Here is a 24,655-nt window from a genome sequence, read left to right as displayed (position 1 = left end):
ACGGGAGCGGAGAGGGGGCCGCGGTGACCCTGACCCAGCTGTACGTGACGCTGGCCATCGGCACCGGCGTCCTCCTGGTCAGCGTCGCCGCGGCCCGGCTCGCCGCCCGGCTGGGCATGCCCGTGCTGCTGGCGTACCTCGGGGTGGGTCTGCTGCTCGGCCAGGACGGGCTCGGCCTGCCGTTCGACGACGCCGCCCTGGCCCAGGCGCTGGGCATGGCCGCGCTCGCGGTGATCCTGGTGGAGGGCGGCCTGACCACCGACGTGAAAGACGTCCGGCCGGTGCTGGCGCCCGCGACCGTGCTCGCCACGCTCGGGGTGCTGACCAGCGTCGGGGTCACCGCGGCGGCGGCGTACCTGCTGCTGGACGTCGGCTGGCAGATGGCGCTGCTGCTCGGCGCGATCGTCTCCTCCACCGACGCCGCGGCGGTCTTCGCCGTGCTGCGGGCCGTGCCGCTGCCGAAGCGGCTCACCAGCCTGGTGGAGGCCGAGTCCGGCCTCAACGACGCGCCCACGTTCATCCTGGTGCTCACCTTCAGCGCCGCCACCCTGGAGGCGGTGCAGCCGCTGCCGCTGCTGGTCGCGATGCTCTTCCAGCTCGCCGCCGGCGGCGTGATCGGCCTGCTCATCGGCACGGTCGGGGTCTGGCTGCTGCGCCGGCTCACGCTGCCCACCTCCGGGCTGCACCCGATCGCGATCGTGGGTTGCGGTGTGCTCGCCTACGCCGTGGCCGGGCTGACCCAGACCAGCGGCTTCCTCGCCGCGTACCTGGCCGGCCTGGTGCTCGGCAACGCCGGCCTGCCGCACCGGCGGGCCACCCGCTCGGTCGCCGAAGGGCTGGGCTGGATCGCCCAGATCGGCCTGTTCGTCATGCTCGGCCTGCTGGTCACGCCGAGCGAACTGCCCGGGAGCGTGGTGCCCGCGCTGGTGGTCGGCGCCGCCCTGCTGCTGGTCGCCCGGCCCGCGTCGGTGCTGGTGTCGCTGGCCGCCTTCCGGGTCCCGCTGCGCGAACAGGTCTTCCTGTCCTGGGCCGGGCTGCGCGGGGCGGTGCCGATCGTGCTGGCCACCATCCCGGTGGTCACCGGCGCGCCCGGCAGCGACCAGGTGTTCAACGTCGTGTTCCTGCTGGTCGTCGTCTTCACCGTGATCCAGGCGCCGGCCCTGCCCTGGCTGGCCCGGCGGCTGCGGCTCGCGCCGCACCGCCTCGGGCCCGACCTGCAGGTCGAACTGGCGCCGCTGGACGCCATGGACGCCGACCTGATCCACGTCACGGTCGAGCCCGGCTCCCGGTTGCAGGGGGTCTACCTGCCCGAACTACGGCTGCCGCCGCCGGCCGCGACCACCCTGGTGGTACGCGGGCCGGACACCTTCGTGCCCGACCGGCACACCCGGCTGCGCCTCGGGGACCAACTCGTCGTGCTCACCACCCCCCGGGTGCGGGAGGCCACCGAGCGGCGACTGCGGGCCGTCGCCCGGGCCGGTCGGCTGGCCGGCTGGTTCGGCGAGACCGGGCACCCGGAGCCCACCCCGACAGCGAACAGGAGATGACCATGCAGATCGAACGCACCGCGTTGCCCGGCATCGGGATCGGTTACACCCTGCACACCGTCGAGGGGCGCTCGCTCGGCGTGCTGCACCACCACGGCGGACGGCGCGATCTGCTCCTCTACGCGCCTGGCGACCCGGACACCGTCGAGCGGTCGGTGAGCCTCACCCCCGCCGAGGCGCGGGAACTGGCCGAACTGCTGCACCCGGTCGCCACCATCGACCACGTCCCCGACCTGGAACAGCGGGCCGGGAAGCTGACAGTGGCGGCCGTGCCGGTCACCGCCGTCTCCCCGCACGGCGGCCGGGTGCTGCGCGACGTGGTCGCTGACGTTCCCGGCGTCACCGTGGTCGCGCTGCTGCGGGACGGGCGGACGATCACCGCGCCCGGACCGGAGCGCCGGCTCGCGCACGGTGACGCGCTGCTGGTGGCCGGCACCCCGGAGGGCGTCGGTGCGCTGAGCCGCCGGATCACCCCCGCCGAGCCATGACTCGACCGCGGGTACCTGCCAGAGGATGTCAGGTACCTGCGGCAGGCTGGCGGGCATGACAGCGACAGCCGATCTCGCCATGGTCAACCTCGACAGCTCCGACCCCGCCGCGCACGCGGCGTTCTACCACCGGGTGCTCGGCTGGGAGGTGACCCACAGCCAGCCCGAGTACGCCATGATCAGCAGCGGTGGTGTGGCCATCGGCTTCGGGCTGGTCGAGGGCTACCGCCCGCCGTCCTGGCCGGACCCCTCCGGTGCCAAGCGCTACCACCTCGACCTGTACGTCGACGACCTGGCGGTGGCCGAGAAGGAGTTCCTGGCCGCGGGGGCGTCGAAGCCGGAGTTCCAGCCCGGCGACGGGCGGTGGGTGGTGCTGGTGGACCCGATCGGGCAGCCGTTCTGCATCTGCCCCCGCCCGCAGGGCTGAACCCGGCACGTCGGCGGTCCCGGTCCGTCAGCCGCGCCGGCGGGACCGGGCCGCCCAGATCACGTACGCCGGGTCGCGGTCGAGGTTGTGCCGGTCCCGGTCGTAGCGGCGGGTGGTGCGCGGGTCGGCGTGCCCCATCGCGTCCTGGACGTCCTCCAGCGGGACGCCCTCGGCGCGGGCGGTGGTGGCGAAGGCGTGCCGCAGCGAGTGCGGCGACAATTGCGCCCAGGCCGGGATGCCGGCGGCCCGGGCCAGCCGGCGCACCAGCCGGAACACCGAGTGCCGGTCGAGCCGGGCGCCGCTGGCGGTGACCAGCAGCGGCCCGGTCAGCTCGGTCACCGGCACTCCCTGCGCGGCGGCCCGCTGGGCCAGGTAGGCGTCCACGGCGTACGCGGTGCCCGGGGTGAGCGCCCGGCGGCGGGCCTTGCCGCCCTTGCCGACGAACCGGACGCTGCGGTGCCCCCGCTCGGCGCCCAGGTCGGCCAGGTCCAGCGAGACCAGTTCGCCGACCCGCAGCCCGAGGTCGGCCAGGAGCGCGATCGCGGCGCGGTTGCGCGGCGCGGTGGGCCCGGTGTCGGCCTCGGCGGCGGCGAGCAGCGCGTCGACCTCCTCCGGGGTGAGCCCGACGGTGGCCGAGTGGTCCCGGTCGATGCGCGGCCGGTCCGCGCCGGCCACCGGGTTGGCCGCCACCGCCCCAAGCTTGACCAGGAAGTCGTACCAGCTGGACAGCGCGGAGAGCTTGCGGGCCACGGTGGCTGGGGTCAGCGGGCGGCCGCTGCGCGCCGCCAGGGTCGACTCCAGCGTCCGGCCGTACTCGTTGACGTGCAGGAAGTTCGCCCGCAGCGGGTCCAGCTCCCGGGCGGCGCACCAGGCCAGCCAGCCGGCGATGTCCCGCCGGTACGCCTGCCGGGTGTGCTCGCTGAGCCGCCGGTTGCGCAGCCACGCCTCGGTGAAGTCGGTGGAACCCCCCGGTAGGGCGGGCGGAGCCGACGGGCGGGGCAGCGCCGGGGCGCCCGGGGAGATCATGTGAAAAAGGTTCTCAGCTCGGGGTGGGATTCGCGACGAGGCGCGCCCGACCGGTTTCCGACACACCCCGTCGCCCGGCACCGCCGCCGTTGCCGGGCCGGGGGTACGGTCGGGCGGTGCGCGCGAGTCGGCTGGTGTCCCTGCTGCTGCTCCTGCAGACCCGGGGCCGGATGACCGCGCAGGAGCTGGCCGACGCCCTGGCGGTGTCGGTACGCACCGTCTACCGGGACGTCGAGTCGCTCGGCGCCGCCGGCGTCCCGGTCTACGCCGACCGTGGCCCGGCCGGCGGCTACCGCCTGCTGGACGGCTACCGGACCCGGCTGACCGGGCTCACCGCCGACGAGGCGCAGGCGCTGTTCCTGACCGGCATGCCGGGCCCGGCGGCCGAGCTGGGGCTCGGCTCGGTGCTGGCCACCGCCGAGCTGAAGCTGCGCGCCGCGTTGCCCGCCGAGCTGGCCGATCGGGGCGAGCGGATCCGGCAGCGGTTCCACCTCGACGCGCCGACCTGGTTCCGGGAGCCGGAACCGACCCCGCACCTGGCCGCGTTGGCCCGGGCGGTGTGGGAGGACCGCCGGGTCGAGGTGCGCTACCGGCGGTGGAAGGCGCCCCGGGAGGTGACCCGGGTGCTCGCCCCGCTCGGCGTGGTACTCAAGGCCGGCCGCTGGTACCTGGTCGCCGACGTCGGGGGCGACGTGCGCACCTACCGGGTCGGGGCGGTGCTCGACCTGACCGTCCTCGACGAGCACTTCGACCGGCCCGACGGCTTCGACCTGGGCCGCTGCTGGCAGGAACACGCCGACCGCTACGAGCGCGGCGTCTACCGGGCCGAGGCGACGGTACGGATGACAACGGCGGCGCTGGAGCTGACCGGGTACGTCTTCCCGCCGGCGATGGCCCGGGCGGCCCGGGCGGCGGCCGGCCCGCCTGACGAGCACGGCTGGCTGCGCACCACCGTGCCGATCGAGTCGGTCCGACACGGCCACATCGAGCTGCTGAAGCTCGGCGCGGAGGCGGAGGTGCTGGCTCCGGCGGAGCTGCGGGAGCGGTTCGTCGGCACCGCCCGGGCGCTGGCCGCGCTCTACCCGCCAGCGTCCGAGGGGTGCCCGGACCCGCCGCGGGGCGGGTCCGGCGTACCGGAACCCGCCCCGGAAGCGGTCAGGCGTTGATCTGCTTGCGGCCGTTGCCGTTGGCGGTGATGCTGATCCGCCGCGGCTTGGCCCGCTCGGCGATCGGGATGCGCAGCGTCAGCACCCCGTTGTCGTAGCCGGCCTCGAGCTTGTCGGTGTCGAGGGCGTCGCCGAGGAACAGCTGCCGGCTGAAGATGCCCATCGGGCGCTCGGCGGCGACGAGCTCGACCTTGTCGCCGGTGGGCCGGCGACGCTCGGCGCGAACGGTCAGCACGTTGCGCTCCACAGTGCAGTCGATGCTGTCCGGGTCGACGCCGGGCAGGTCGAACGCGGCGTAGAAGTAGTCGCCGTCGCGGTAGGCGTCCACGTGCATCGTGGCCGGACGGGCGGCGGTGCCGAAGAACTGCTCGGCGAGCCGGTCGATCTCACGGAACGGGTCGGTGCGCATCAGCATGGTCGTGCCTCCTCGGTTCTCCTGGCCGAAGGTTTCAGGTTGAGTCTGGACGACTCAACTTCCTCCTCCGTAATAGCGCGGGAAACGACAGTCGTCAACTCGGCAGCAGCTTTGGACAGAGCGCGGGCCTCGACCAGGTCGCTGCGGGTGTCCGGCGGGATCGTTTCGCCCGACGAACGATCAGGCGCCGGTGCGCCAGTAGACGCCCTGGTCCCGGGCGAGCAGGCACTCGTCGACCAGGTACCGCCGCAGGGTCACGTGGTCCGAGCCGCCACCGACGCACCAGGCGCGCAGCGTGTCGTCCACCGCCCGCTCCGGGTAGCGCACGCCCGGCTCGAAGCTGCCGGCGATGTGCCCCAGCAGCACCCGACGTCGGCCGCGCTGCGCCGGCAGGGCGACCAGCACCCCGTCGCGCAGGAACGTGTGCAGGATCCGCTGCTCCGGCTCCTCCGCCGGCCGGGCCGGCGGGTCGGTGCGGGCCGCCTCGCGCAGCCGGTCGGCGTCCACCCGCAGGTCGCTGTCGTCGCCGGTGACCAGGCCGGCGTCGCGCAGCCGGCGGATCGCCGTGACGACCGGCCGCGCCGCCAGCCCGGTCCGGGCGGCCACCGCCGGGGCGTCCGCGGCGCCGAGCACGATCGCCGCGAAGACCTGCCGCCGTACGTCGTCGGCGAGCGCCCCCGCCAGAGCCTGCGTCGTCATGCCGGCCACCCTGCCAGCGCGGGGTACGGCGGCGCGAGGCGATTTCCCGATCGTCAGTCGGCCGGCCGCTCGGCGACCAGCACCACCCGGCGCAGCAGGTCGGCCAGCAGCCGCCGCTGCTCGGGGTCGAGGGCGGCCAGCAGCCGGTGCTCCTCCGCGCCCCGCACGTCCATGGCGCCCCGCCAGGCGGCCCGGCCGGCATCGGTGAGCTCGACGTCGACCCGGCGCCGGTCGACGGCCGACGGGATGCGCCGGACGAACCCCCGCCGTGCCAGCGTGTCCACCCGGGCGGTGACCGAGGCGGGCGCCATGGCCAGGTCGCGGGCCAGGTCGGACGGGGCGGCCCGGCCGCCGCGCCCGGCCAGGGCGTGCAGCGTGTCGTACTCGTGGCCCTGAAGGTCGAGCGTCGCCAGCACCCGCTGCTTGACGGTGCGCAGGTGCCGGGTGAGGAACTGCATCCGGGTGACCGCGCCCTCGATGTCGGGGTCGAGGTCGGGCAGGACCGGCAGCCAGCGTTCCACGTGCCGGTCGACCTGATCGCGGGCGGTCATGGCGGACAGCGTACGTCAACAACGAAATATTCGTTGACGAAAGGTTCGACGTCGAAGTAGCTTGCCCGGGTGACCCATCCCCTGCGCGTTCGCTCCTTCCGGCTGCTCTTCCTCAGCCGTACCGTCTCGGCCGTCGGCGACGCCGTGGTGCCCGCCGCCCTCGCCCTGGCCGTGCTCCGCGCGACCGGCTCCCCCGGCGCGCTCGCCCTGGTGCTGGCCTGCGCCACCGTCCCCCGCCTGCTCCTGCTGCCACTCGGCGGCGTGCTCGCCGACCGGTTCGACGCCCGCCGGGTCGCGATCGCGGCCGACCTGGTCCGTTGCGCCGCGCAACTCGTCGTCGGCGTCGAACTCCTCGGCGACCCGGGCCTGACCCCGATCGCGGTGGCCACCGCGGTCGGCGGCGCCGCCGGCGCATTCGCCCTGCCCACCGCCGCACCCCTGGTCGCCGCCACGGTCACCCCGGCCCAGCGGCAACCGGCCAACGCGCTCGTCGGCGTCACCGCCAACGCCAGCCGGCTCGCCGGCCCGGCACTGGCCGGCGCGCTGATCTGGGCCGCCGGGCCGGGCTGGGCCTTCCTGTTCGACGCCGCCTCGTTCGCGGTCAGCGCCGCGCTGCTCGCCGCCGTCCGGATCCGGCACGTGCCGCTGCCCGCCCCGTCCCTGCGCACCGACCTGGCGCACGGCTGGCGGGAGGTACGCGCCCGCGACTGGTACTGGACCAGCCTGGTCGCCCACGGCGTGTGGAACGGCGCCGCCGCCGTGCTGATGACCCTCGGGCCCGCGGTGGCCGTGCACCGACTCGGCGGCGAGGGCGTCTGGGTGCTGCTGCTGCAGGCCGGGGCGGTCGGCATGCTCGCCGGTTCGCTGCTGGCCGCGCGGGTGCGGCCGCGCCGCCCGGTGCTGCTGGCCAACCTCGCCCTGGCCGGGTACGCGGCGCCGCTGGCGCTGCTGGCCGTCGCCGCCCCCGCCCCGCTGGTGATCGCCGCGTACGGGCTGGCGCTCACCGCCCTCGGCTACCTCAACCCGGTCTGGGAGACCGTCGTGCAGCACGAGTTCCCGCCGCAGGTGCTCGCCCGGGTCACCTCGTACGACTGGCTGGTCTCGCTGGCCGCGACGCCGCTCGGCTACGCCCTCGCACCGGTCGCGGCACGGGCCTTCGGCGACCCCGCGCCGCTGCTCACGGCCGGCCTGCTGGTGCTGGTGGCCTGCGCCGGCACCGCGGCCGTGCCGGGCGTACGCCGACTGACCCTGGCCCCGCGCGACGACCTGGCGGCCGTCGCGCGGTGACCGGCGCGGGTGCGGGGTGGCTCAGAGCGGGTGCCCGGTGGTGGCGTCCACGTGGTCGGGCACCGGGTCGTGCCGGTCCCCGACGCTGGACGTGCCGGACGGCTCGAACATCAGGATCGACGCGCCGCCCGGCGACGACGGGCGGTGCTCCACCCCGCGCGGTACCACGTGGACGGACCCGCGCGGCAGCACCACCTCCCGCTCCGCGCCGCCCTCCCCGTCACGCGACGCGATGCGCAACTCGCCCTCCAGCACCAGGAAGAACTCGTCGGTGTCGTCGTGGGTGTGCCAGACGTGCTCGCCGGCCACCTTGGCGATCCGCACGTCGTAGTCGTTGACCCGGGTGACGATCCGGGGGCTCCACAGCTGGGTGAACCCGGCCAGCGCGGCGGCCAGGTCGATCGGCTCGGCTCTCATCCGTCCATCCTGCCCGGCCGGGCCGACCCCGTCAGCCCGCGTCGCGGGGCAGCCCGCGGTGGCACCGGCGGGCGATGATGGGCGGGTGGCCGAACCCGTCACCGACGTCACCGACCGCGCCCCCGACGAGCCGACCGCGCCGGAACAGCCACCCGCGCCCGGTCCGCGCGCCCACGGTCCGTGGCTGGTCGCCGCCGCCACGAGCACGGTGCTGCTGCTGCTCGCCACCCGCTACGGCTACCACCGCGACGAGCTGTACTTCCTGCTCTGCGGCCGGCACCTCGACTGGGGCTACGTCGACCAGGGCCCGCTGGTGCCGGCGCTGGCCCGGCTCGCCGACACCGTCGCCCCGGGCAGCCTGCTCGCGCTGCGGACGCCGTCGGCGCTGATCGCCGGCGCCGCGGTGCTGCTCACCGCGTCGATCGCCCGCGAACTCGGCGCCGGCCGGGGTGGGCAGACCTTCGCCGCGTTCCTCGCCGCCACCTCCGGCATCGTCCTCGCTCCCGGGCACCTGCTCAGCACCACCACCGTCGACCTGCTGGTCTGGCTGGCCGCGGCGTGGTGCGCGGTCCGGCTGCTGCGTACCGGCGACAGCCGCTGGGCGCTCGGCGTCGGGCTGGCCCTCGGCGTCGGGATACTCAACAAGCTGCTGCCCGCCCTGCTCGCGGCCGGGCTGCTGGCCGGGGTGGCCGTCGCCGGGCCGCGCCGGCTGCTGCGTGACCGCTGGGTGCTCGCCGCCGCCGCGCTGGCCGCGCTGCTCGCCGCGCCCACCCTGAGCTGGCAGGCCACCCACGGATTCCCGCAGCTGTCGGTGGCCGCCTCGATCGCCGGCGGGGACAGCTCCTACAGCGGTCGCCTCGACGCGCTCGTCCTGCAGTTCGTCATCATCAGCCCGTACGCGGTGCCGATCTGGGTGGCCGGGCTGGTGGCGCTGCTGCGCCGACCACGGTGGCGGGCGTACCGGGCGGTGGGCTGGGCGTGGCTGGTGGTCGTCGCCGTGGTGCTGGCCGCCGGTGGCAAGGGCTACTACGACGCGCCCCTGCTGCTGGTGCTCACCGCCGCCGGCGCGGTGGTCGCCGCCGGTTGGACGGCCCGGGCCCGGTGGCGGCCCGGCCTGCTGGCGGCCGGCGCCGCGCTGACCGTCGCCGGCAGCGCGGTGCTCCTGCTGCCCACCCTGCCGGCGCAGCGGCTGCCCGACGTGGTCGTCGCTGTCAACTACGACGCCGGCGAGACGATCGGCTGGCCCGCGTTCGCCGACTCGCTCGCCACCGTCCACCGTGGCCTGCCCGCCGACCAGCGGGCGCGGGCCGTGATCCTCACCGGCAACTACGGCGAGGCGGGCGCGGTGGCCCGCTACGGGCCGGCCCGCGGGCTGCCCGCCGCCTACTCCGGCCACAACAGCATGGCCGACTTCGGCCGCCCGCCGGAGAACGCCGACGTGGTGATCGCCGTCGGGTGGCAGCGCCCGGACCGGCTGCGCGGCTGGTTCACCGAGGTCACCCTGGCCGGGCGGGTGGACCAGCGGGTCGAGGTGGACAACGACGAGAACGGCGGCCCGATCTGGGTCTGCCGGGGGCTGCGGCGCCCGTGGGCGCAGTTCTGGGACGCCGAGGTACGCCACCGCGGCTGACCCGGGCGCCGTCGCGGCCCGGCCGGCGGTTCACTCCCCCGTCGGGCCGCCCGCCAGTTCGGCGACGATGTCCAGGTGCCCGAGATGGCGGGCGTACTCCTGGACCAGGTGGAACAGCACCCGCTCCAGGGTCGCCGGGTCGGCGCCGTCCCACCGCGGGCCGGGCGCGCCGACCGCCGCCAGGTCGTTGCCGCTCACCACGGCGGTGGTGTGCGCGCCCTGCGCGCGCAGCGCCGCCACCAGGTCGTCGCGGGTCTCCTCGGCGGCGACGTGCCAGCGGTCGCCGCGCCGGTCCCCCCACGGCTCGGCGACGTCCCGGCCCTGGAACCCCCACTCGATCCAGCGCAGCTCCACGAACCGCAGGTGCTTCACCAGCTCCAGCGGGGTCCAGCCGGACGCCACCCGGCTGCGCCGCACCTCCTCCTCGGGCAGCGCGCACACCTTGGCCAGCAGGCTCTCCCGGAAGTAGTCGAGGTAGCGCAGGAACACCTCGGCACGGCTGGCCGCCGGGGCGGTGGGCTCAGGGAACGGCATCGTCACCGGGCCATTGTCCGTCGCGCGCACGGCGGCGGCGGTCAGGGCGCCCTCCACCGCGGCGGGGCGCGTGGTGATCAGCCGGCCGGGGCGCGGATCCCGGAGCTGCGCGGCGGCGCCGGGTGCGGCAGAGTGGCACCCGACGAACCGAGGGCGGCCCACCGGGCCGGCGAGAGAAGGCGGTGGCCGTGGAGGGTCCGACCGGGGTGGTGTTCCCGAAGACCGACGCCGGGCGCAGCACCTCCGCGCTCGGCCGGGCGGTCGTCGCCGACGCCCTGCGCGCCGTCGACCCGGTCGGGGCCCGCTCGGCCGAGCACGAGACGAACTGGCGGCACGGCTACCTCGGGCACTTCCGGCGACTCGTCGAGGCCGGCCTGCTCTCCCGGGACGCCGCCGTGACGATCGCCCGGGACGGGCTCGCCGCGCTGCACCGCCGGATGACCGTGGTCCGCGACGACGGCACCGAGATCGGCCTGGACCAGCTCTTCACCACCCCGGGCGGCGACGCGCCGCTGGACACCGCGACGGTCACCGGCACCGGCGACCCCGACCGCGAGCTGACGCTGCCCTACCGGGGCCGGCGGCTGCGCGGCGACGAGCTGCTGCGCCGGCTCGACGCCTGGGTCACCGCCGGCGTCGTCGAGCCGTCCTGCGCCGAGGCGGTACGCGCCGTCGCGGCCAACCCGGACTGGCTCGACCTGCGCGACCAGCGCGTCGTCGTGCTCGGCGCGGGCGCCGAGATGGGTCCGCTGCCGTCCGTGCTGCGCTGGGGCGGCGACGTGGTCGCGGTGGACCTGCCCCGGCCGGAGATCTGGCGGCGGCTGCTGCAGACCGCCCACCGCCACGGCGGGCGGCTGCACGTGCCGGTGCCCGCCGGCACCGACGACGCCGCGCTCGCCGAGCACGCCGGCGCCGACCTGCTGCACCGCCTGCCGCAGGTCGCCGACTGGCTGCTCGGTGTCGACGGCCGGCTCGTGCTCGGCAACTACGTCTACGCCGACGGCGCCACCAACGTCCGGGTCGCCACGGCGGTCGACGCGCTCACCCACCACCTGCAGGAGCGCCGCGACGACGTGGCGCTGGCCTTCCTGGCCACCCCCACCGACGTCTTCGCCGTCCCCGGCGACGCGGTACGCCACGCCGAGCGCGGCTACGCGGCCCGCGGCGTGCTCCGCCGGTCGCTGCGGGTGGCCTCCGGCGGCCGGCTGCTGCACCGCAACTACCCGCCGGACGCCGACCCCGGCGTCAACGACAGCCTCGTCCCGCAGCAGGGTCCCAACTACGCGCTGGCCAAGCGGTTGCAGCGGTGGCGGGCGACGGTGGCCCGGGACGCCGGGGCGACCGTGTCGTTCAAGGTGGCGCCACCCACCCGCACCCGCTCGGTGCTGCGCAACCGGGCGCTCGCCGCCGCGTACGCGGGCGCGCACCGGTTCGGCATCGAGGTGTTCGAGCCGGCCACCAGCAACACCCTGATGGCCGCGCTGCTGGTGCACGACCTGCGCACCGGCGCGCCGGCCCAGCCGCACCCGTGGCAGGACGAGGCGTACGGCGCCGCGCACGGCGGGCTGTGGCGCGTGCCGTACGCCCCGCGCAGCGCCCTGGGCCTGGCCGTGCTGCTCGGCCTCGGTGGCGCGCGGACCTGACCCGCCGCGGCGCGGCCAGCCGGCCCGTCATACCCCGACCGGCATCGGGTGCCGGCGGACCGGACAACGCCCGCCGGTGTTCCGGCGGTACGGCCGTCACGCCTCGGTCGGCTCGCCGGGCGCCGCGGCCCGGGCGGACGTGGGGTCGACCTCCGCCCGCAGGGTGACCGTGCGGTCGGTGTGCTCGACCGCGAACAGGGTGCCGGGCGGGAACGCCGCCAGCGTCTCCGGCGGCAACTGGAGGGTGCCATCCCCGGCCACCACGGCGTACTCCCGGCCGTCCCGCCCCTCGGCGCCCACCCGCCCGTCGCGGATGGTGACCGCCCGACCCAGCCGGGCACCCACCTCGCCGTCGTGGGTCACCACGACCACGGTGGTGCCCCGCTCGACGTTGACCGTCTCCAACGCCGCGAGCACCTCGTCCCGGCCCGGCCCGTCGAGTTGGCTGGTCGGCTCGTCGACCAGCAGCAGCCCGGGCCCGGCCGCGAGCCCCTGCGCCAGCGCGGCCCGCTGCCGCTGGCCCGGGCTCAGCTCGCCGACGCGCCGCCCGCCCGCGCCGGCCAGGCCGACCAGCTCCAGGATCGCCTCCGGCGGGTCGAGCCGGCGGCCGGGCAGCCGCGCCGCTGGTCGCTGCGCCAACCAGACGTTGCGCGTCAGCGACACGTACGGCAGCAGGTTGCGTTCGGCGCCCTGCAACACCGTGCCCACCACGGCGCCCCGCAACGCGGCGAGCTGCCTGGTCGACAGCCGCGACAGGTCGTGCTCGCCCACGTAGGCCCGACCGGCGCTGGGCCGCATCAGGCCGCCGAGGATCGCCACCAGGGTGGACTTGCCGGAGCCGGACGGGCCGACGAGCGCCAGCATCTCGCCGGCGGCGATGTGCAGGTCCACCCCGGACAGCGCGACCACGTCCCCCGACCCGGTGGGGTAGATGTGGATCAGCCGGTGGCAGCTGACCGGGGTGCCCCCGTCGGGCGGCGGCGCGCTCACCGGCCGGCCCGCCGGCGTACCGAGGCGGCGAGGACCCGGCCGAGGACCGCCGCGGCCAGCGCGAACAGCGCCACCGCGGGCACCGTGACCACCAGCAACCCGCCGGCATCCGGCCAGTCCGGTATCGGCACGGACGACCGCCCGTCGCTGAACAGCCGCTGCCCGTGCCGGGTGAGCAGCCACATCGCCACCGCCGCGAACACCCCCGCCGCGGTGGCCACGGCGACCGGCCAGCCGTACCCGCCGCGGACCGCGCGCGGGGACAGCCCCTGCCGGCGCAGCGCCACCATCGTGGCGACCCGGTTGCGCTGCTCGGCCACCGCCATCGCGACCAGGCCGGCCGCCCCGATCAGCACACCGGCCAGCGCGGCGAAGAGGTTGAACCCCAACGCCAAGGCGGGAGCCTGGCTGGCCAGGGTCCGGCGCTCGGCGCCGATCGTGCGCTCGTACCGCACGATCAGGCCCTGCGCCCGCAGCCGGTCGAGCACGTCGGCGGGCGCCGTCCGGCCCAGCCACACCTCCTTGTCGCCGCTCTGGCCGCCGACCGCGCGCCGGTCGGCGTGCTCCAGGTCCAGCACCAGACCGGACTCCCCGAACCGCGGCAGCCGGGCGGCGAATCCGGCGACCAGCGCCGTGGCCGGGGTCGAGTCGAGGGCGTCGTACCGGACCGACCCGAGGTTGGTTCCCGCCGACCGGGTCAGCCAGCCGGGAAGCACATCGGGCGCGTCGGCGACGGCGACCGCGATCGGATCCGGCCAGCGGCCCTCCGGCACGTCCAGGACCAGCCCCGGCGCACTGCCGCCAGCGGCCGTCAGCGAGAAGAACCGCTCGTCCGACGCCCGCCACCGACCGACCTCGGCGAAATCGGCGGCAGTCAGCCGGACCGTGTCGCCGTCCCCGGCACGCACGCGCAGCTCCTCGAACCGGACCCGCAGGGGTCGAGGGGTGAGCGGGGTGGCGATCTCGAAGTTGACCAGCCGGCACGGCGACTCGCACTCCGGCACCGGCACCCGGTACGCGCCCCGGCCGGTCTCCAGCGGCCGGTCCGCGGTGATCCGGCGGCTGCCGGACCGGCTGGCGACCGAGACGAACAGGCGCGGTTCGGCGCCGGCGTAGGCGGCCTCGTCGTAGTCGACGGTGACCACCACGGTCAGCGACCAGCCGCGCAGCTCCACCGGCTCGGCCGGTGGCCGGGGGCGGAGCGTGCCGGCGATGTCGGAGAGCCGCACCCCGTACGACGGGTGCGGCGCGGCGACCGCCGCCAGCCGGTCGGAGTCGACGGCCAGCAGCGGCAGGTCGCCCCGGCTGGTCCTGCTCCGCGCCACCACCGCCATCGCGTACCGCCCCTCGGGATCGACCGCCCGGACGGCGTCCAACAGGTGCTTGCGGGACAGCGCGTCGACACCGACCACCCGGGCAGCGCCGACGTCCACGGTCGCCCGGTCCGCGTACGCCGCGGTGGCCAGCTCACGCGTGGCGGCGGTGAACGCCAGCATCGCGACCACCACCGTGAGCAGCGCGATCAGCGGCCGGAAGCGGGGCTGCCGGGCCACCTGCACCAGCGCCAGGCCGGCGGCGTTGCGGCCCCGGGCCAGCAGCCGCGCGCCCACCGCCGCCCCGACGGTCATGGCGAGCCGGGCCAGCAGCACACCCACGGCGAGCGCGCCGACGACCGGCGCCAGCAGCGCGAGCCCGGACGGCGCCCCGCCGGCCCGTAACTGCACCACGGCGGCCACGGCGACCGACAGCGCCACCACGTCGCCGATGCTCGCCCGCCAGCCGCGTACCCGCGAGGGCACCCGGCGCAGCAGGTCGACCACCGGCGCGGACAGGCTGCGGGCCTGGGCCAGCAGCACCGCGGCGAGCGCCCCGACCGCGGCGAGGGCGGCGTACCCGACAGCGGTGGGGTCCAGCGCCACCGCGATCTCGCCGGCCAGCGTGTGCGCGGCGAGCAGGTCGACGGCGGCCAGCCCGGCCAGGCAGCCCAGCGGGATCGCGGCCAGCGCCGGCGCGGCGTGCTCGCCCACCGCCAGCGTCCACAGCCGCCGGCGTTGCACTCCGCGCAACAGCAGCAGGCCCTGCTCCGGTCGGCGCAGGTCGGCCGCCGAGCTCACCGCCATGAAGAGCACCAGCCAGCAGAGCAGAACGAGCAGCCCGGCGCCCAGGGTCACGCCGACGGCCAACTGGTCGCGCTGCACCGTGACCCGGTGCAGCAGGTCGGGCAGGCTGGTGCTGGTGCCGAGCCGGTCACGCCCGGCGTTGCCGCTGGCGGTGGCGACAGCGGCCCGCAGGTCGTCGACCGACCCGGTGCGTACCAACCGTTCGGTGACGAACAGGTCGGCGGTGGGCCGTTGCAGGATGGCGTCCTCGTCGGCCAGGCGGGCGGATCCGCCGCCGGTGAAGATGGCGTCCCGCGCGCTGCCCACCGAGGACGCGGGGGGCGGGCCCGGCGCGGGCGGCGGGAGGTACTCGGTGCCGAGCCAGTACGGCGCGGACGGGTCGAGCGGCCGGTAGACGCCGGTGACCCGCAGCGGCACACCGGCGAAGGTCAGCTCGCCGCCGGCGCTCACGCCGAGGTGGGTCGCGGTGTTCGTACTGACCATCACCTCAGGTCGCTGGCCGGCGGCGGTGGGCGCCGGGCAGGTGCCGGTCACCGCGACGCGCTCGCAGATCCCCTGCCGGAAGACCAGGGTCGACGCGACGGTGCCGGCCGGGCCGGCGGCGACGCCGGGAGCCTGCGCGCCGAGGACGACCTCGAAGCCGGCCGCGGCGAACGGCTCGACCTGACCGCGGAACGCCGCCACGCCGGGATCGGTGGGGATTCCCGGATAGTCGGCGATCGAGCTGAACCGCACCCGACGCTCGTCGGGCCCGGCGGCGGCGAGTTCCTGACTGGCCAGGGCCTGACCGGCGGCGGCCACGTACATCGGCGCGGCCGCGGCCGCGGCGCTGGCGAGCACCGCGAGCAGGAGCACCGCCAGCGCCTGCGCCCGGCGGGCGGCCAGTGCTCCCGCGATGACGGCCAGCATGGACGGTCATGCTAGTCAGCGACGAGGCCGCCGGCCGTCCCGCGCACGCGGATCGATACCGGCCGGTTACCGGGTGGGTGACTTCATCCGCGAGCACGGCGACGTTCCGGACCCGCCCGCCGCCTGCCGGGGGCTGATGCTCACCGGGAGGCGTCAACCGCGCCGCAGCTCCGCCGCTCCGTCGGCGAGGTGCAGTTCCGCGTCGCAGGCGGCGGCCACCTCCGGGTCGTGGGTGGCGAACACGACCGCCGCACCCCGGCGGGCCTCGTCGTGCAGCAGGTCCAGCACCCGCTGCCGGTTGCCCGCGTCGAGTTCGCTGGTCACCTCGTCGGCGAGCAGGACGCCGCCGCGCAGGGCCAGACCACGGGCGATCGCCGCCCGCTGCTGCTGGCCGCCGGAAAGTTCCTCGACCAGCTGGTCGGCCTGACCGGACAGACCCAACCGGACCAGCGTCCCGGTGGTGACCTGGCGCGCCCGCGGGGCCGCCATGCCCCCGGCGACGAGGACCACCTGCACGTTCTCCGCCGCGGTCAGGATCGGCGCCAGGCCGTGGTCCTGCGGGACCAGGACGATCCCGAGCGTCACCGCGTGGTCGCGGTCGCGCAGCGGCTGCCCGTCGACGGTCACCGTGCCGGCGCGCGGTCGCAGCAGCCCGGCCATCGCGTGCAGCAGGGTGGTCTTTCCCGCGCCCGACGATCCGGTGAGCGCCAGCACCCGACCCGGGTGGACCGCCACCGAGACGCCCCGCAGCACGGGCGGGGCGTCGCCGTATCCGACGGACGCGTCATGGATGGCCAGCATGTGGTTGCGCCACCTCCGGGGGCCGGGCGCCAAGCAGACTGCCACGTCCGGCGCACACCGCACAACAGGCCCTGGGCGTGCGGCTCGCGGCCTTTTCGGTCCCGGACCATCGTCATCGCCCACGGCGCGGACCGTCCGAACGCCGCCCTATCCTGGCCGGGTGCTGTCGCAGGTGACCGGGCTGTCCCGGCATTTCACCGAGGAGACCCTCCGGACCTACCTGCTGAGCCGCGCGGTGCGCCGGGACGACGGCTGCCTGATCGTCCGCGGCTACGGCAGCCGGCGCGGCGTGTACCAGAAGCTCGCCGGTCGGGCGTGGGCGCACATCGCCGCCTTCGCCGTCCTCGTCGGCGGCTACGACCCGGCGCTCGGCGTGCACCACCTGTGCGGGGTGCCGGACTGCATCGAGCCGACCCACCTGCGCCAGGTCACCCACGCCGAGAGCTGCCGCGGTCGGCGGCAGCACCCCCGGTGCCGTAACGGCCACGACCGGGAGGTCGATCCGGCGACCGGCCGCTACCGGAAGGTGTGCCGGGTCTGCAACCGCGACGCCCAGAAGCGGTGGCGGGAACGCCAGGCGGCGCAGGTCGCCGAGGCACGTGCCGGCCACGGCCGGTCCACGCCGACGAACCCCTGACGCTTGTTTCGCGACGGGCTCTGGTGCGCACGTACGGTGTCGGCACCGTGTCGCCGGTGGTCGGGCGGGCCGGGTGGCCCGCCCGACCACCGGCCGCTAGTTCGCGGTCATCACGGTGAAGGTGAATCCGGTGCTCGTGGTACGGCGCAGCGGAATGTCGCACTTGATCCGGCGCAGCACCTCGTTCCTGCTGAACCCGAGACCTTGCGCGATGAGCCGGTCCGGACGCACCGGTACCGGATCCTCGAAGACGACCCGCACCTGGACCGGCCACGCCTCCTCGAGCCAGGTCGACGGGGTGTCCAGTCGCCAGGCCCCCGCCCAGTCCAGCGCGAAGTGGTTGCGCCGGGCGAGCGCCGGATCCAACAGCCTGGCCGCCACCAGTTCCGGATCGTTGACGTGGTAGCCGTGCAGCTCGGCCGGGCTGAAGGATCTGGCCGGCGTGCGCTCGTGCACGGTGAGCTTGCTCGTCCGATCGCAGGACACGCACCGGACCAGCAGCCACACGTCCAGCAGCTTGCCGTTGGCGTTGACCCGGAACCTGCCCTCGCCGGTGGTGGCCGACTCCGATCGGCAGTCCACGCACCGCAACGACAGCAGCGGCAGCCTGGTGCGACGAACGACCCAGGGCAGCACGATATGAGGTTGTGAAGACACGATTTTTCTAGACCTGATCTCGCTAGACCTGACACGAGGCCGATTACGCGCGACCTCAGACGCTGTTTGCCGGGCGCACAAGGGCAGCCCGCCAGCACCGACGGAAGCGTCGGCTACCGGGCGCGGAAGAATGTGTCAGGTCTAGAGAGCAGGCGGGGTCACGCGGTTTTGTCCTCTGTCCTCACGACGACGGGCCGCAGGCAACCTACGGGAGCCCGGACGCGAGGCTCAACCGGTTTCCGACCGGAGCCTCGTCAGTGCCAACGGGCTCGCCCTCATCAGGCCGACAGGGCTCTCATATAGTCACGCGGTGAACGTGGAGCAGGTTCGGGACGCGTATGCCTCCGTCGCAGACCTCTACATCGAGCTGTTCGGCACGAGCCAGCAGGTTCATGCCGATGACCTCGCCTTCATCGCGCGCCATCTGTCGATCCAGCCTGGCAACGTGCTCGATGTGGGCTGCGGACCGGGCCATGTCACCGGGTACCTCCGGTCGCTGGGTGTCGACGCGACGGGGATCGACGTGGTGCCCGAGTTCATCGCCCATGCGCAGGCCGCCCATCCGCACGGTAGGTACCAACTCGGGTCGATGACGAGCCTGGACGTCGAAGACAGTTCCATCGCCGGCATCCTGGCCTGGTTCTCGTTGATCCACCTACCGCCCCAGGACCTCGACGGGGCACTCGCCGAGTTCCGGCGGGTGATCACTCCAGCCGGCACCCTGGTGGTCGGCTTCTTCGACGGCGACGAGGTCGCTGCATTCGACCACAAAGTCGTGACGGCCTACCGCTGGCCCGCTGACGAATTCTCCGAGCGGTTGGCGCGCGCCGGCTTCCTGGAGGTCGAGCGCCAGCATCGGCCCAGCGATGGCACCCACCGGCCGTACGCCGCGATCGCGGCGGCCTCGGACGAACGGTGAGCTGAGTCGACGAGTCTCCACCGCCGAGCGAGCCACGGGGAAATCCGGGCCGGTCGGCGGCCCGCGGCCGCTTCACCGCGGCCAATCGGGCGTGTCCTGCTCTGAGCGAGCATGGGCAGTCATACGTCGGCGACTGAAATAAGCACTCACTCCGCGCCGAACTATCGCCATTATCCAGCCGCCGACATGAGCTAGCGCTCGGGGCCCGCTGTGTGCTGTACTGCACTAAGGGGGCATTTCGACTGTTCGAGACTGGGGCGTCAAGTCAGTGGACGAACGCGAACGAATCATAGAAGAGGCGCTCGGTGCCACGATCGCCGATTTACTTGGCGATGGCGAGCGCAACAAGGCGCTCTGGCGTGAAGCACTGAATCCGGACCGGCTGACCTGGCTGGATGGCAGATTGGCTGCCTACTATGCCGGCAAGGAAAGTCCGACCACCCCACCGAATGAGCTTCATCCTGCTCTCTTCGAGTCGGAGATATATTACAATTTCGGCGGTTTGACGATGTTTGGCCCCCGTCGGCCGCCACGGACTGCGGTTATCAGCGAGGATCTCCGACAGGCACTGCTCTACGGTCATGGCGTTGCACTTTACGATCCAATTATCGGCATCTCAAGCGGAGGAGCGCCGAATCAGCGCTCCGTTGTGTTGCGCGGCGCCCTCGAATTCTGGCACCAGTTCGGCGCGCTGGTAGAAGCAGATGTGGTCAGGCTGGAACCGCCAAACTATCGCGAGTTCCCCAGCGTCAACGACGCGGAGGAGAAGTGTCTCGATCTCATCTGTCAGAGCCCGGACGGGCGCAGGGCGCTCCTGGAGCTCTTTGACGAACTTCAAGAGAGCTTCTCAGGGCGACCGGTCGATTGGGTTGGCAGGCCGAATCAACCCGAGCGCGCCAACCGCAAACGTGCCCAGCGGTTTCGGGAGCATCTCCACTATGTAGAGCTCAGCACCCACGACATGTTCCATGCGGTGAGTCTCGACCTTCCGCGGTTTCTATTCAGTCGGCTGATGCCGGCAACCGACGTCTGGCTGCCGTCTGCGCAGCATCTGGGGTACTACCTGCTGTTGGCGCAGCATGGGCTTGGGCAAGTCGACGCGGATCTTGAATTCATGCTTCTGCAGAGCTTGGCAACGGTACATCTGCCGGCCTTGAACGATCTCCCAGTACGCGATGTGGTAAATCTCCGACGCGATTCCGAAGTGTTGGAGGCTTGGCGCCAGTCGCTGCGCGATGCGCTAGCAGAGCTAACGGTGATGACTGAAGGCGGGATGGCCGATACGGCCACTCAGCGCCAGCTACGCAATCACCTGGCAGGGGTAGCGAGCCAGACCACATCGGCGCTAAGGAAGGCTCGCTCCGCTCCGTTCTCTGACGCGGCTCGGTCCATGACATTCGGCGTAATGGGCGGAGCTACCGGAGCAGCTTTCGACGGACTCCGAGGATTGCTGGTGGGAACGGCAGCCGCAGCTGTCTCGAACGCGGCCCAGGCCACCAGCACCATTTTCTCCGAGCGGGCGCAGCGCAGCGCGCTTAAGGCGCGTACCCAGCACGCCCTCTTGTTTGAGGAAGCCCAACCAGGCGAAACCACGGAACAGCGCCGTAACCGCGTGCTGGCCCGACGCCTTAAGCGCACCTCACTTTAAGGCGCACCAGCACTCCCACATGCTGCGCCACACGTTCGTCACCACCATGCTCGACGCCGGCGCCAGCCTCCGCGACGTCCAGAACGCCGCCCGCCACGCCGATCCATGAACCACCATGCGCTACGACCGCGCCCGCAAGAACGTCGACCGCCACCCCAACCACATCCTCGCCGCCTACCTGGTTTCCGGAACATAGCCGGCACTCCCGGCTCGGCCGATGACAGTGGGCCGGATCTCGCTGCGGGAATCTCCTTGCAGGCCGAACGTCTAGAACGAATGATCTGTGCCGTGTCGATCGTAGGTATGGATGCCGAAATTCTGCCCGGCCGGGTCGTCGTCGTCATCGATGTGATTCGGGCTTTCACCACGGCTGCGGTTGCCTTCGAGCGTGGCGTGACCGAGATAGCCTGCGCGCCGTCGGTCGAGGTTGGCCGAGCTCTCCACCGGCTCCTCCCCGACCGCCTTCTGGTCGGGGAGACCAACGGTCTCAAGCCCGTGGATTTCAACGTCGGGAACTCGCCGTTCGAGATGTCGGCGGCGCGGCTTGACGGCCAGCGCCTGATTCAGGCGACATCGAACGGCACGCTCGGGCTTGCCCGGTGTCCGGACCCGACGGCGCTGCTCGCGGTGTCAGCGAGGAATGTCGGTGCCACCGCCCGCTGGATCGCGAGCAACCACGCCGAGACTCCGTGCACCCTCATCTGCACCGGGAGGACCGCCGAGGACTGGGCCTGTGCGACGTACCTGAGCGGCCTTCTCAACGGGTCAGCGCCGCGACGGGCAGACCTGGTCGCTGGCATCATGAGCGGCGCCGCCGAGCATGCTCGTGGCTATGCACAGCTACCCGCGTCCGAACGTGTTGATCTTTCCAACGACCTCCGCTTCTGCTGCGACGTCGACCGGGCCGAATTCGCCATGGTCGGCGACGTCCGCAGAGATCACGTTGTCCTCGCGAAGGTGCCGTGCTGAAATGGCCTGTCTTCCAGTCCGTCATCGGTCACGTCAGCCGGAAGTGCCGATGGCCAGGGCGGGAGCTGGCGCACCTGAGTTGGCTAACGGTGCCGCGCTCGTGCGGCCCGCGTCGCGTTCACCTGCGGTGATGCCTGTAGGTGGGGCTGTTTCACGCACTAACCGAATGAGTCAACTGGGTCTGACCGGCCAGCCGTCTGGCGGCCTCAGAGCCGCAGCAGCCCCGCGGCGAGCGACTCACGCTGAACCGCCCCGGATCTTGTAGAGACTTCCCCGCTTGGGAAGGATCGAGAGATGGCAGGAACGAAGCCGTATCCGCGGGAGCTGCGTGAGCGCGCGGTGCGGATGGTCGCGGAGGTGCGGCCGAACTACGAGTCGGACTGGGCTGCCATCACGGCGGTGGCGGCCCGGCTCGGGATCGGCACGGCCGAGACGTTGCGCAAGTGGGTCCGCCAGGCGCAAGTCGACCAGGGGCAGCGGCCCGGGGTCACGTCGGAGGAGTCGGCGGAGCTGAAGCGGCTGCGGCGGGAGAACGCCGAGCTGCGTCGGGCGAATGAGATCCTGAAGGCCGCGTCGGCTTTCTTCGCGGCCGAGCTCGACCGGCCTACGACACGATCGTGACCTTCGTCGACAAGCATCGGGACCGCTTCGGCGGAGTCGAGCCGATCTGCCGCGTGCTGCGCCAGCACGGGCTGCAGATCACCCCGAGCGGCTACTGGGCGGCCAAGAAGCGCCCGCCGTCGAAGCGACAGGTCCGCGATACGCAGCTGAGGGAACTCGTCCGCGAGATCCACTCGGCGAACTACGGGGTCTACGGAGCTCGCAAGATCTGGCACGAGCTGCGCCGCTAAGGGCATCCGACGGCCCGGTGCACGGTTGAGCGGTTGATGCGTGATGCCGGCCTGGCCGGTGCCGTGCGGGGCAAGAAGATCCGCACGACGGTCGCTGATCCCGGGCATGAACGGGCCGCTGACCTGCTCAACCGGGACTTCACCGCCGCCCGGCCGAACCGGTGCTGGGTCGCGGACTTCACCCACATCGCTGCCTGGTCCGGCGTCGTCTACGTCGCGTTCGTCGTCGACGTCTACTCCAGGGCGATCGTCGGTTGGTCCGCGGCGACGAACAAACGCACCCCGCTGCCTGCGTTCCGCAGCTCGGCGTCGATATAGTCCGCGAATTTGGGGTTTGAGCTGGGCAAACGCCGGTAGGCCCGGTGACTGGGCGTGTCACTAGGCAGTTGTGTTGTTGCAGGTCAGGCGGTTGCGGGTGTGGCGTCGAAGATCCGAGGCGGTTCGGTGATCTTCAGCTTCGTGAGCAGGGCCTTCTGGGGTTGGGACAGCTCGGTGCGCTGGGCGAACGTGCCGGCGGGGCCGGTGAACACGCCCAGGTGCAGCCGGTCGATCTCGGTGCGGATCGCGGTCCAGGTGCGGCCGGTTTCGGTCTCGGCGACCCGGATCAGCAGCAGGGCCAGCCAGCAGAGCAGGATGTGGGCGCGGATGCGGTCCTCGCGGTGGTGGAACACCGGGCGCAGGTCGAGGGTGGTCTTCATGTCGCGCCAGCCGCGTTCGACTTCGAGCAGTTGCTTGTAGCCCAGGGCGATGTCCTCGGCGGACAGTGTTGGGTCGGAGCAGCGCAGCAGGTACTTGCCGTCCAGCCGCTGCTCCGCCTTGACCTTGGCCTGGTCGATGCGCAGCAGGCCCTTGGGCGTGACGCGCAGGAACCGGTTCAGGCCGGGCTTGGTCGAGATCACGCCGCGGAGCTCGGCGCGTTTGGTGGCCGACAGCCGGTCGGTGTCGTCGATCAGGTCGGTGAGCTGGGCGATCAGCCGGGTCCGGACGGCGGCGTCGCGGTCGGCGGCCTCGGGGTTGTAGCAGATGACGAACCGGTCGTCGGTGTCGATGTTGACTTCCTTGACCTGCAGGTTGTCCGCGACGGTGGCGTAGCGGCCCTGCCGTGCGAGGGCGGCGTCGGCTTCGCTGGTGCCGGCGCGCAGCTTCTCGCCGAGGATGTAGTGCCCGCCGCCCTGTTGCAGGAAGCGGCGGTTCTCAGCGGAGGCGAAGCCACGGTCGGCGACCCAGACGATGCGGGCCAGGCTCCACTCCCGCATGTCGGTCTTGACCTGCCGGATCAGGGCGGAGTCGCCGGTGTTGCCGGGCCAGCACCACACCCGCACCGGGATACCGGTGCGGGTGACGGCCATCCCGACCACGACCTGGGGCAGGTCGTCGCGGGAGTCCTTGCTCTTACCATGCGTGCGGAACCCGGCCTGCTTGACTGCGGCCGGGTCGCCTTCGGCCACGACCTTGCCCAAGGCGTCGCGCCACAGCGGTTCGTCGGCCTCGTCGAGTTCGAAGTAGGTGCTGGTGGTGTCGAAGAACAGCAGGTCGACCTCGAGGTTGAGCAGGTCGGCGATCTGGTCGTAGACACCGCGGGTCAACGCAGGTTCGACCTCGATCAGCTGGTCCATCGCCCGGTAGCAGGCGTCGTCGGTGACATGTGGCAGGCCGGGCAGGTGCACGTCCTGGCAGATCCACTCGGCGGCGGCCAGCTTGCTCGACGGCGCCAGGGCCCGGTTCGCGACCAGCGCGAACAGCACCCGCTCCACGTCGACCTCCCGCCGCGCCGAGCCGACCAGCGGCCGCAGGACGGTGTCGATACGCAGACGGCGCCACAGCCCGTCGAGCAGCCACGCCCCGCCCAGCGGCCTCGACTGTTCGAACGACAACCCGGCCGGCGCGGCCGCGGCCAGGGCGTCGGCCGGGGCCAGCAGCCGCGACAACGCGTCCACCAGGCGGCGGATACCGGCCACGTCGAGCTGGTCCTCACGGCCGAACGAGTACAACACCCGGGTCTTGGACGCCTTCGCGGCCGGGTCCCACTCATTGTGGGCCAACTGCAGGTAGCGGATCGTCTGCCCGTCGCGGGTCTTGCGGGTCGACGCCTTCACGTACACGAGGAACGACCGTACACCGACTATGAGACCCGGCATAGATCAGCAGCTCATAACAGTTATACACAGGCAGGCGTGTCACTAGGCGATTTCGCGGTTTCCACCAGGCCGCAACGCCTTGACCTGCGCCTTCACGCCGCAACGCCGACTATATCGACGCTGAGCTGCGGAACGCAGGCGCTGGTCCTCGCCGCTTTGAACATGGGGCTGTGGCGCCGAGACCGC

The 24,655-nt window shown here is 73.3% G+C and carries 26 protein-coding genes; 15 read left to right on the top strand and 11 right to left on the bottom strand.

Annotation, left to right across the window (positions count from 1 at the left end):
* Nucleotides 1-23 precede the first annotated feature (23 nt).
* Genes FHX32_RS27285 through FHX32_RS27275 form a run of 3 tightly spaced genes read left to right on the top strand, consistent with a single transcriptional unit; the run spans nt 24 to nt 2,462 of the window.
* A complete protein-coding gene (locus FHX32_RS27285) occupies nt 24-1,547 on the top strand; it encodes a potassium/proton antiporter (protein WP_167189428.1) in 1,524 nt (507 codons plus the stop codon).
* Between the two features lie 2 nt (nt 1,548-1,549).
* A complete protein-coding gene (locus tag FHX32_RS27280; RefSeq protein WP_167189425.1) occupies nt 1,550-2,035 on the top strand; it encodes a cation:proton antiporter regulatory subunit in 486 nt (161 codons plus the stop codon).
* A gap of 55 nt (nt 2,036-2,090) precedes the next feature.
* The gene (locus tag FHX32_RS27275) at nt 2,091-2,462 is read left to right on the top strand and encodes a VOC family protein (RefSeq protein WP_109899676.1); all 372 of its coding nucleotides are present in this window, start codon (nt 2,091-2,093) and stop codon (nt 2,460-2,462) included.
* 27 nt (nt 2,463-2,489) lie between these two features.
* Here the strand turns inward: FHX32_RS27275 and FHX32_RS27270 are convergent, their stop codons facing one another.
* Nucleotides 2,490-3,488: a tyrosine-type recombinase/integrase gene (locus tag FHX32_RS27270; RefSeq protein ID WP_167189422.1), complete on the bottom strand. Its 999-nt coding sequence runs from the start codon at nt 3,486-3,488 to the stop codon at nt 2,490-2,492.
* Between the two features lie 116 nt (nt 3,489-3,604).
* On the opposite strand from FHX32_RS27270, the gene FHX32_RS27265 reads away from it, so the two are divergent.
* A complete protein-coding gene (locus FHX32_RS27265) occupies nt 3,605-4,654 on the top strand; it encodes a helix-turn-helix transcriptional regulator (protein WP_167189419.1) in 1,050 nt (349 codons plus the stop codon).
* On the opposite strand, the gene FHX32_RS27260 is transcribed toward FHX32_RS27265, so the two are convergent.
* The 3 genes from FHX32_RS27260 to FHX32_RS27250 form a co-directional block, all read right to left on the bottom strand.
* Nucleotides 4,644-5,069 carry an Hsp20/alpha crystallin family protein gene (locus FHX32_RS27260; RefSeq protein WP_109899673.1) on the bottom strand — a complete coding sequence of 142 codons (426 nt, stop codon included), beginning with the start codon at nt 5,067-5,069 and terminating at the stop codon, nt 4,644-4,646. The two genes, FHX32_RS27265 and FHX32_RS27260, sit on opposite strands and share 11 nt — an antisense overlap.
* 180 nt (nt 5,070-5,249) lie before the next feature.
* Complete coding sequence (locus FHX32_RS27255; protein ID WP_167189417.1) at nt 5,250-5,768, bottom strand: DUF2087 domain-containing protein; 519 nt, start codon at nt 5,766-5,768, stop codon at nt 5,250-5,252.
* A 53-nt stretch (nt 5,769-5,821) separates the two neighbouring features.
* Nucleotides 5,822-6,319 (bottom strand): MarR family winged helix-turn-helix transcriptional regulator, encoded by a 498-nt coding sequence (locus tag FHX32_RS27250; protein ID WP_167189414.1) that lies wholly within the window; start codon nt 6,317-6,319, stop codon nt 5,822-5,824.
* Between the two features lie 69 nt (nt 6,320-6,388).
* Here FHX32_RS27250 and FHX32_RS27245 point away from each other — a divergent pair, with 69 nt between their 5' ends.
* A complete protein-coding gene (locus FHX32_RS27245; RefSeq protein WP_167189410.1) occupies nt 6,389-7,606 on the top strand; it encodes an MFS transporter in 1,218 nt (405 codons plus the stop codon).
* Between the two features lie 21 nt (nt 7,607-7,627).
* Here FHX32_RS27245 and FHX32_RS27240 read toward each other — a convergent pair whose 3' ends face one another.
* On the bottom strand, nt 7,628-8,023 hold the full coding sequence (locus tag FHX32_RS27240) for a cupin domain-containing protein (protein WP_167189407.1): 396 nt from the start codon (nt 8,021-8,023) through the stop codon (nt 7,628-7,630).
* An 85-nt stretch (nt 8,024-8,108) separates the two neighbouring features.
* On the opposite strand from FHX32_RS27240, the gene FHX32_RS27235 reads away from it, so the two are divergent.
* Nucleotides 8,109-9,653: an ArnT family glycosyltransferase gene (locus tag FHX32_RS27235; protein WP_167189404.1), complete on the top strand. Its 1,545-nt coding sequence runs from the start codon at nt 8,109-8,111 to the stop codon at nt 9,651-9,653.
* 30 nt (nt 9,654-9,683) lie between these two features.
* On the opposite strand, the gene FHX32_RS27230 is transcribed toward FHX32_RS27235, so the two are convergent.
* Complete coding sequence (locus tag FHX32_RS27230) at nt 9,684-10,187, bottom strand: DinB family protein (protein WP_208419510.1); 504 nt, start codon at nt 10,185-10,187, stop codon at nt 9,684-9,686.
* A gap of 188 nt (nt 10,188-10,375) precedes the next feature.
* On the opposite strand from FHX32_RS27230, the gene FHX32_RS27225 reads away from it, so the two are divergent.
* Nucleotides 10,376-11,830, top strand: coding sequence for a hypothetical protein (locus FHX32_RS27225; RefSeq protein WP_167189398.1), 1,455 nt, complete (start codon nt 10,376-10,378; stop codon nt 11,828-11,830).
* A gap of 96 nt (nt 11,831-11,926) precedes the next feature.
* Here FHX32_RS27225 and FHX32_RS27220 read toward each other — a convergent pair whose 3' ends face one another.
* The 3 genes from FHX32_RS27220 to FHX32_RS27210 form a co-directional block, all read right to left on the bottom strand.
* Nucleotides 11,927-12,820, bottom strand: a complete 894-nt coding sequence (locus FHX32_RS27220) for an ABC transporter ATP-binding protein (protein ID WP_486481356.1) — start codon at nt 12,818-12,820, stop codon at nt 11,927-11,929.
* A complete protein-coding gene (locus tag FHX32_RS27215) occupies nt 12,817-15,849 on the bottom strand; it encodes an FtsX-like permease family protein (RefSeq protein ID WP_167189395.1) in 3,033 nt (1,010 codons plus the stop codon). The genes FHX32_RS27220 and FHX32_RS27215 overlap by 4 nt, the downstream gene beginning before the upstream one ends.
* Nucleotides 15,850-16,002: 153 nt before the next feature.
* Nucleotides 16,003-16,650: an ABC transporter ATP-binding protein gene (locus tag FHX32_RS27210; protein ID WP_167189392.1), complete on the bottom strand. Its 648-nt coding sequence runs from the start codon at nt 16,648-16,650 to the stop codon at nt 16,003-16,005.
* 160 nt (nt 16,651-16,810) lie between these two features.
* Between FHX32_RS27210 and FHX32_RS27205 the strand changes: the two genes are divergently transcribed.
* Nucleotides 16,811-17,287 carry an HNH endonuclease gene (locus FHX32_RS27205; protein WP_109905277.1) on the top strand — a complete coding sequence of 159 codons (477 nt, stop codon included), beginning with the start codon at nt 16,811-16,813 and terminating at the stop codon, nt 17,285-17,287.
* 96 nt (nt 17,288-17,383) lie between these two features.
* On the opposite strand, the gene FHX32_RS27200 is transcribed toward FHX32_RS27205, so the two are convergent.
* Nucleotides 17,384-17,923: a DUF1062 domain-containing protein gene (locus tag FHX32_RS27200; RefSeq protein WP_396835917.1), complete on the bottom strand. Its 540-nt coding sequence runs from the start codon at nt 17,921-17,923 to the stop codon at nt 17,384-17,386.
* Between the two features lie 331 nt (nt 17,924-18,254).
* Between FHX32_RS27200 and FHX32_RS27195 the strand changes: the two genes are divergently transcribed.
* From FHX32_RS27195 to FHX32_RS27170, 7 genes are all read left to right on the top strand, one after another.
* Nucleotides 18,255-18,863, top strand: a complete 609-nt coding sequence (locus tag FHX32_RS27195; protein WP_109905285.1) for a class I SAM-dependent methyltransferase — start codon at nt 18,255-18,257, stop codon at nt 18,861-18,863.
* Between the two features lie 268 nt (nt 18,864-19,131).
* On the top strand, nt 19,132-20,511 hold the full coding sequence (locus FHX32_RS34670) for a hypothetical protein (protein WP_208419441.1): 1,380 nt from the start codon (nt 19,132-19,134) through the stop codon (nt 20,509-20,511).
* Between the two features lie 19 nt (nt 20,512-20,530).
* Nucleotides 20,531-20,620 (top strand): hypothetical protein, encoded by a 90-nt coding sequence (locus FHX32_RS35455; RefSeq protein ID WP_486481355.1) that lies wholly within the window; start codon nt 20,531-20,533, stop codon nt 20,618-20,620.
* Nucleotides 20,621-20,799: 179 nt separating this feature from the next.
* Entirely contained in the window at nt 20,800-21,480 is a 681-nt protein-coding gene (locus FHX32_RS27185; protein ID WP_167189387.1) for a 2-phosphosulfolactate phosphatase, read from the top strand.
* 294 nt (nt 21,481-21,774) lie between these two features.
* Nucleotides 21,775-22,101, top strand: a complete 327-nt coding sequence (locus FHX32_RS27180; RefSeq protein ID WP_167189384.1) for a transposase — start codon at nt 21,775-21,777, stop codon at nt 22,099-22,101.
* On the top strand, nt 22,098-22,331 hold the full coding sequence (locus FHX32_RS27175; protein WP_167189381.1) for an IS3 family transposase: 234 nt from the start codon (nt 22,098-22,100) through the stop codon (nt 22,329-22,331). Before FHX32_RS27180 ends, FHX32_RS27175 begins: the two co-directional genes overlap by 4 nt.
* 36 nt (nt 22,332-22,367) lie before the next feature.
* A complete protein-coding gene (locus FHX32_RS27170; RefSeq protein WP_167189377.1) occupies nt 22,368-22,649 on the top strand; it encodes a DDE-type integrase/transposase/recombinase in 282 nt (93 codons plus the stop codon).
* Nucleotides 22,650-22,732: 83 nt separating this feature from the next.
* Here FHX32_RS27170 and FHX32_RS27165 read toward each other — a convergent pair whose 3' ends face one another.
* Nucleotides 22,733-24,433, bottom strand: a complete 1,701-nt coding sequence (locus tag FHX32_RS27165) for an IS1634 family transposase (protein WP_167185129.1) — start codon at nt 24,431-24,433, stop codon at nt 22,733-22,735.
* Nucleotides 24,434-24,655: the final 222 nt, after the last annotated feature.

The sequence above is a fragment of the Micromonospora sp. CNZ280 genome (genome assembly GCF_011759515.1).
The sequence above is the reverse complement of the archived record's forward strand: the minus strand, read 5'-3'. Positions and strand labels throughout refer to the sequence as shown.

What these genes read in the sequence shown, in the direction of transcription:
- FHX32_RS27280 (WP_167189425.1), top strand. Translation starts at nt 1,550, where the DNA reads ATGCAGATCGAACGCACCGCGTTGCCCGGCATCGGGATCGGTTACACC.
- FHX32_RS27275 (WP_109899676.1), top strand. Translation starts at nt 2,091, where the DNA reads ATGACAGCGACAGCCGATCTCGCCATGGTCAACCTCGACAGCTCCGAC.
- FHX32_RS27270 (WP_167189422.1), bottom strand. Translation starts at nt 3,488, where the DNA reads ATGATCTCCCCGGGCGCCCCGGCGCTGCCCCGCCCGTCGGCTCCGCCC.
- FHX32_RS27260 (WP_109899673.1), bottom strand. Translation starts at nt 5,069, where the DNA reads ATGCTGATGCGCACCGACCCGTTCCGTGAGATCGACCGGCTCGCCGAG.
- FHX32_RS27255 (WP_167189417.1), bottom strand. Translation starts at nt 5,768, where the DNA reads ATGACGACGCAGGCTCTGGCGGGGGCGCTCGCCGACGACGTACGGCGG.
- FHX32_RS27250 (WP_167189414.1), bottom strand. Translation starts at nt 6,319, where the DNA reads ATGACCGCCCGCGATCAGGTCGACCGGCACGTGGAACGCTGGCTGCCG.
- FHX32_RS27240 (WP_167189407.1), bottom strand. Translation starts at nt 8,023, where the DNA reads ATGAGAGCCGAGCCGATCGACCTGGCCGCCGCGCTGGCCGGGTTCACC.
- FHX32_RS27230 (WP_208419510.1), bottom strand. Translation starts at nt 10,187, where the DNA reads ATGCCGTTCCCTGAGCCCACCGCCCCGGCGGCCAGCCGTGCCGAGGTG.
- FHX32_RS27215 (WP_167189395.1), bottom strand. Translation starts at nt 15,849, where the DNA reads ATGCTGGCCGTCATCGCGGGAGCACTGGCCGCCCGCCGGGCGCAGGCG.
- FHX32_RS27210 (WP_167189392.1), bottom strand. Translation starts at nt 16,650, where the DNA reads ATGCTGGCCATCCATGACGCGTCCGTCGGATACGGCGACGCCCCGCCC.
- FHX32_RS35455 (WP_486481355.1), top strand. Translation starts at nt 20,531, where the DNA reads ATGCTGCGCCACACGTTCGTCACCACCATGCTCGACGCCGGCGCCAGC.
- FHX32_RS27180 (WP_167189384.1), top strand. Translation starts at nt 21,775, where the DNA reads ATGGCAGGAACGAAGCCGTATCCGCGGGAGCTGCGTGAGCGCGCGGTG.
- FHX32_RS27170 (WP_167189377.1), top strand. Translation starts at nt 22,368, where the DNA reads ATGCGTGATGCCGGCCTGGCCGGTGCCGTGCGGGGCAAGAAGATCCGC.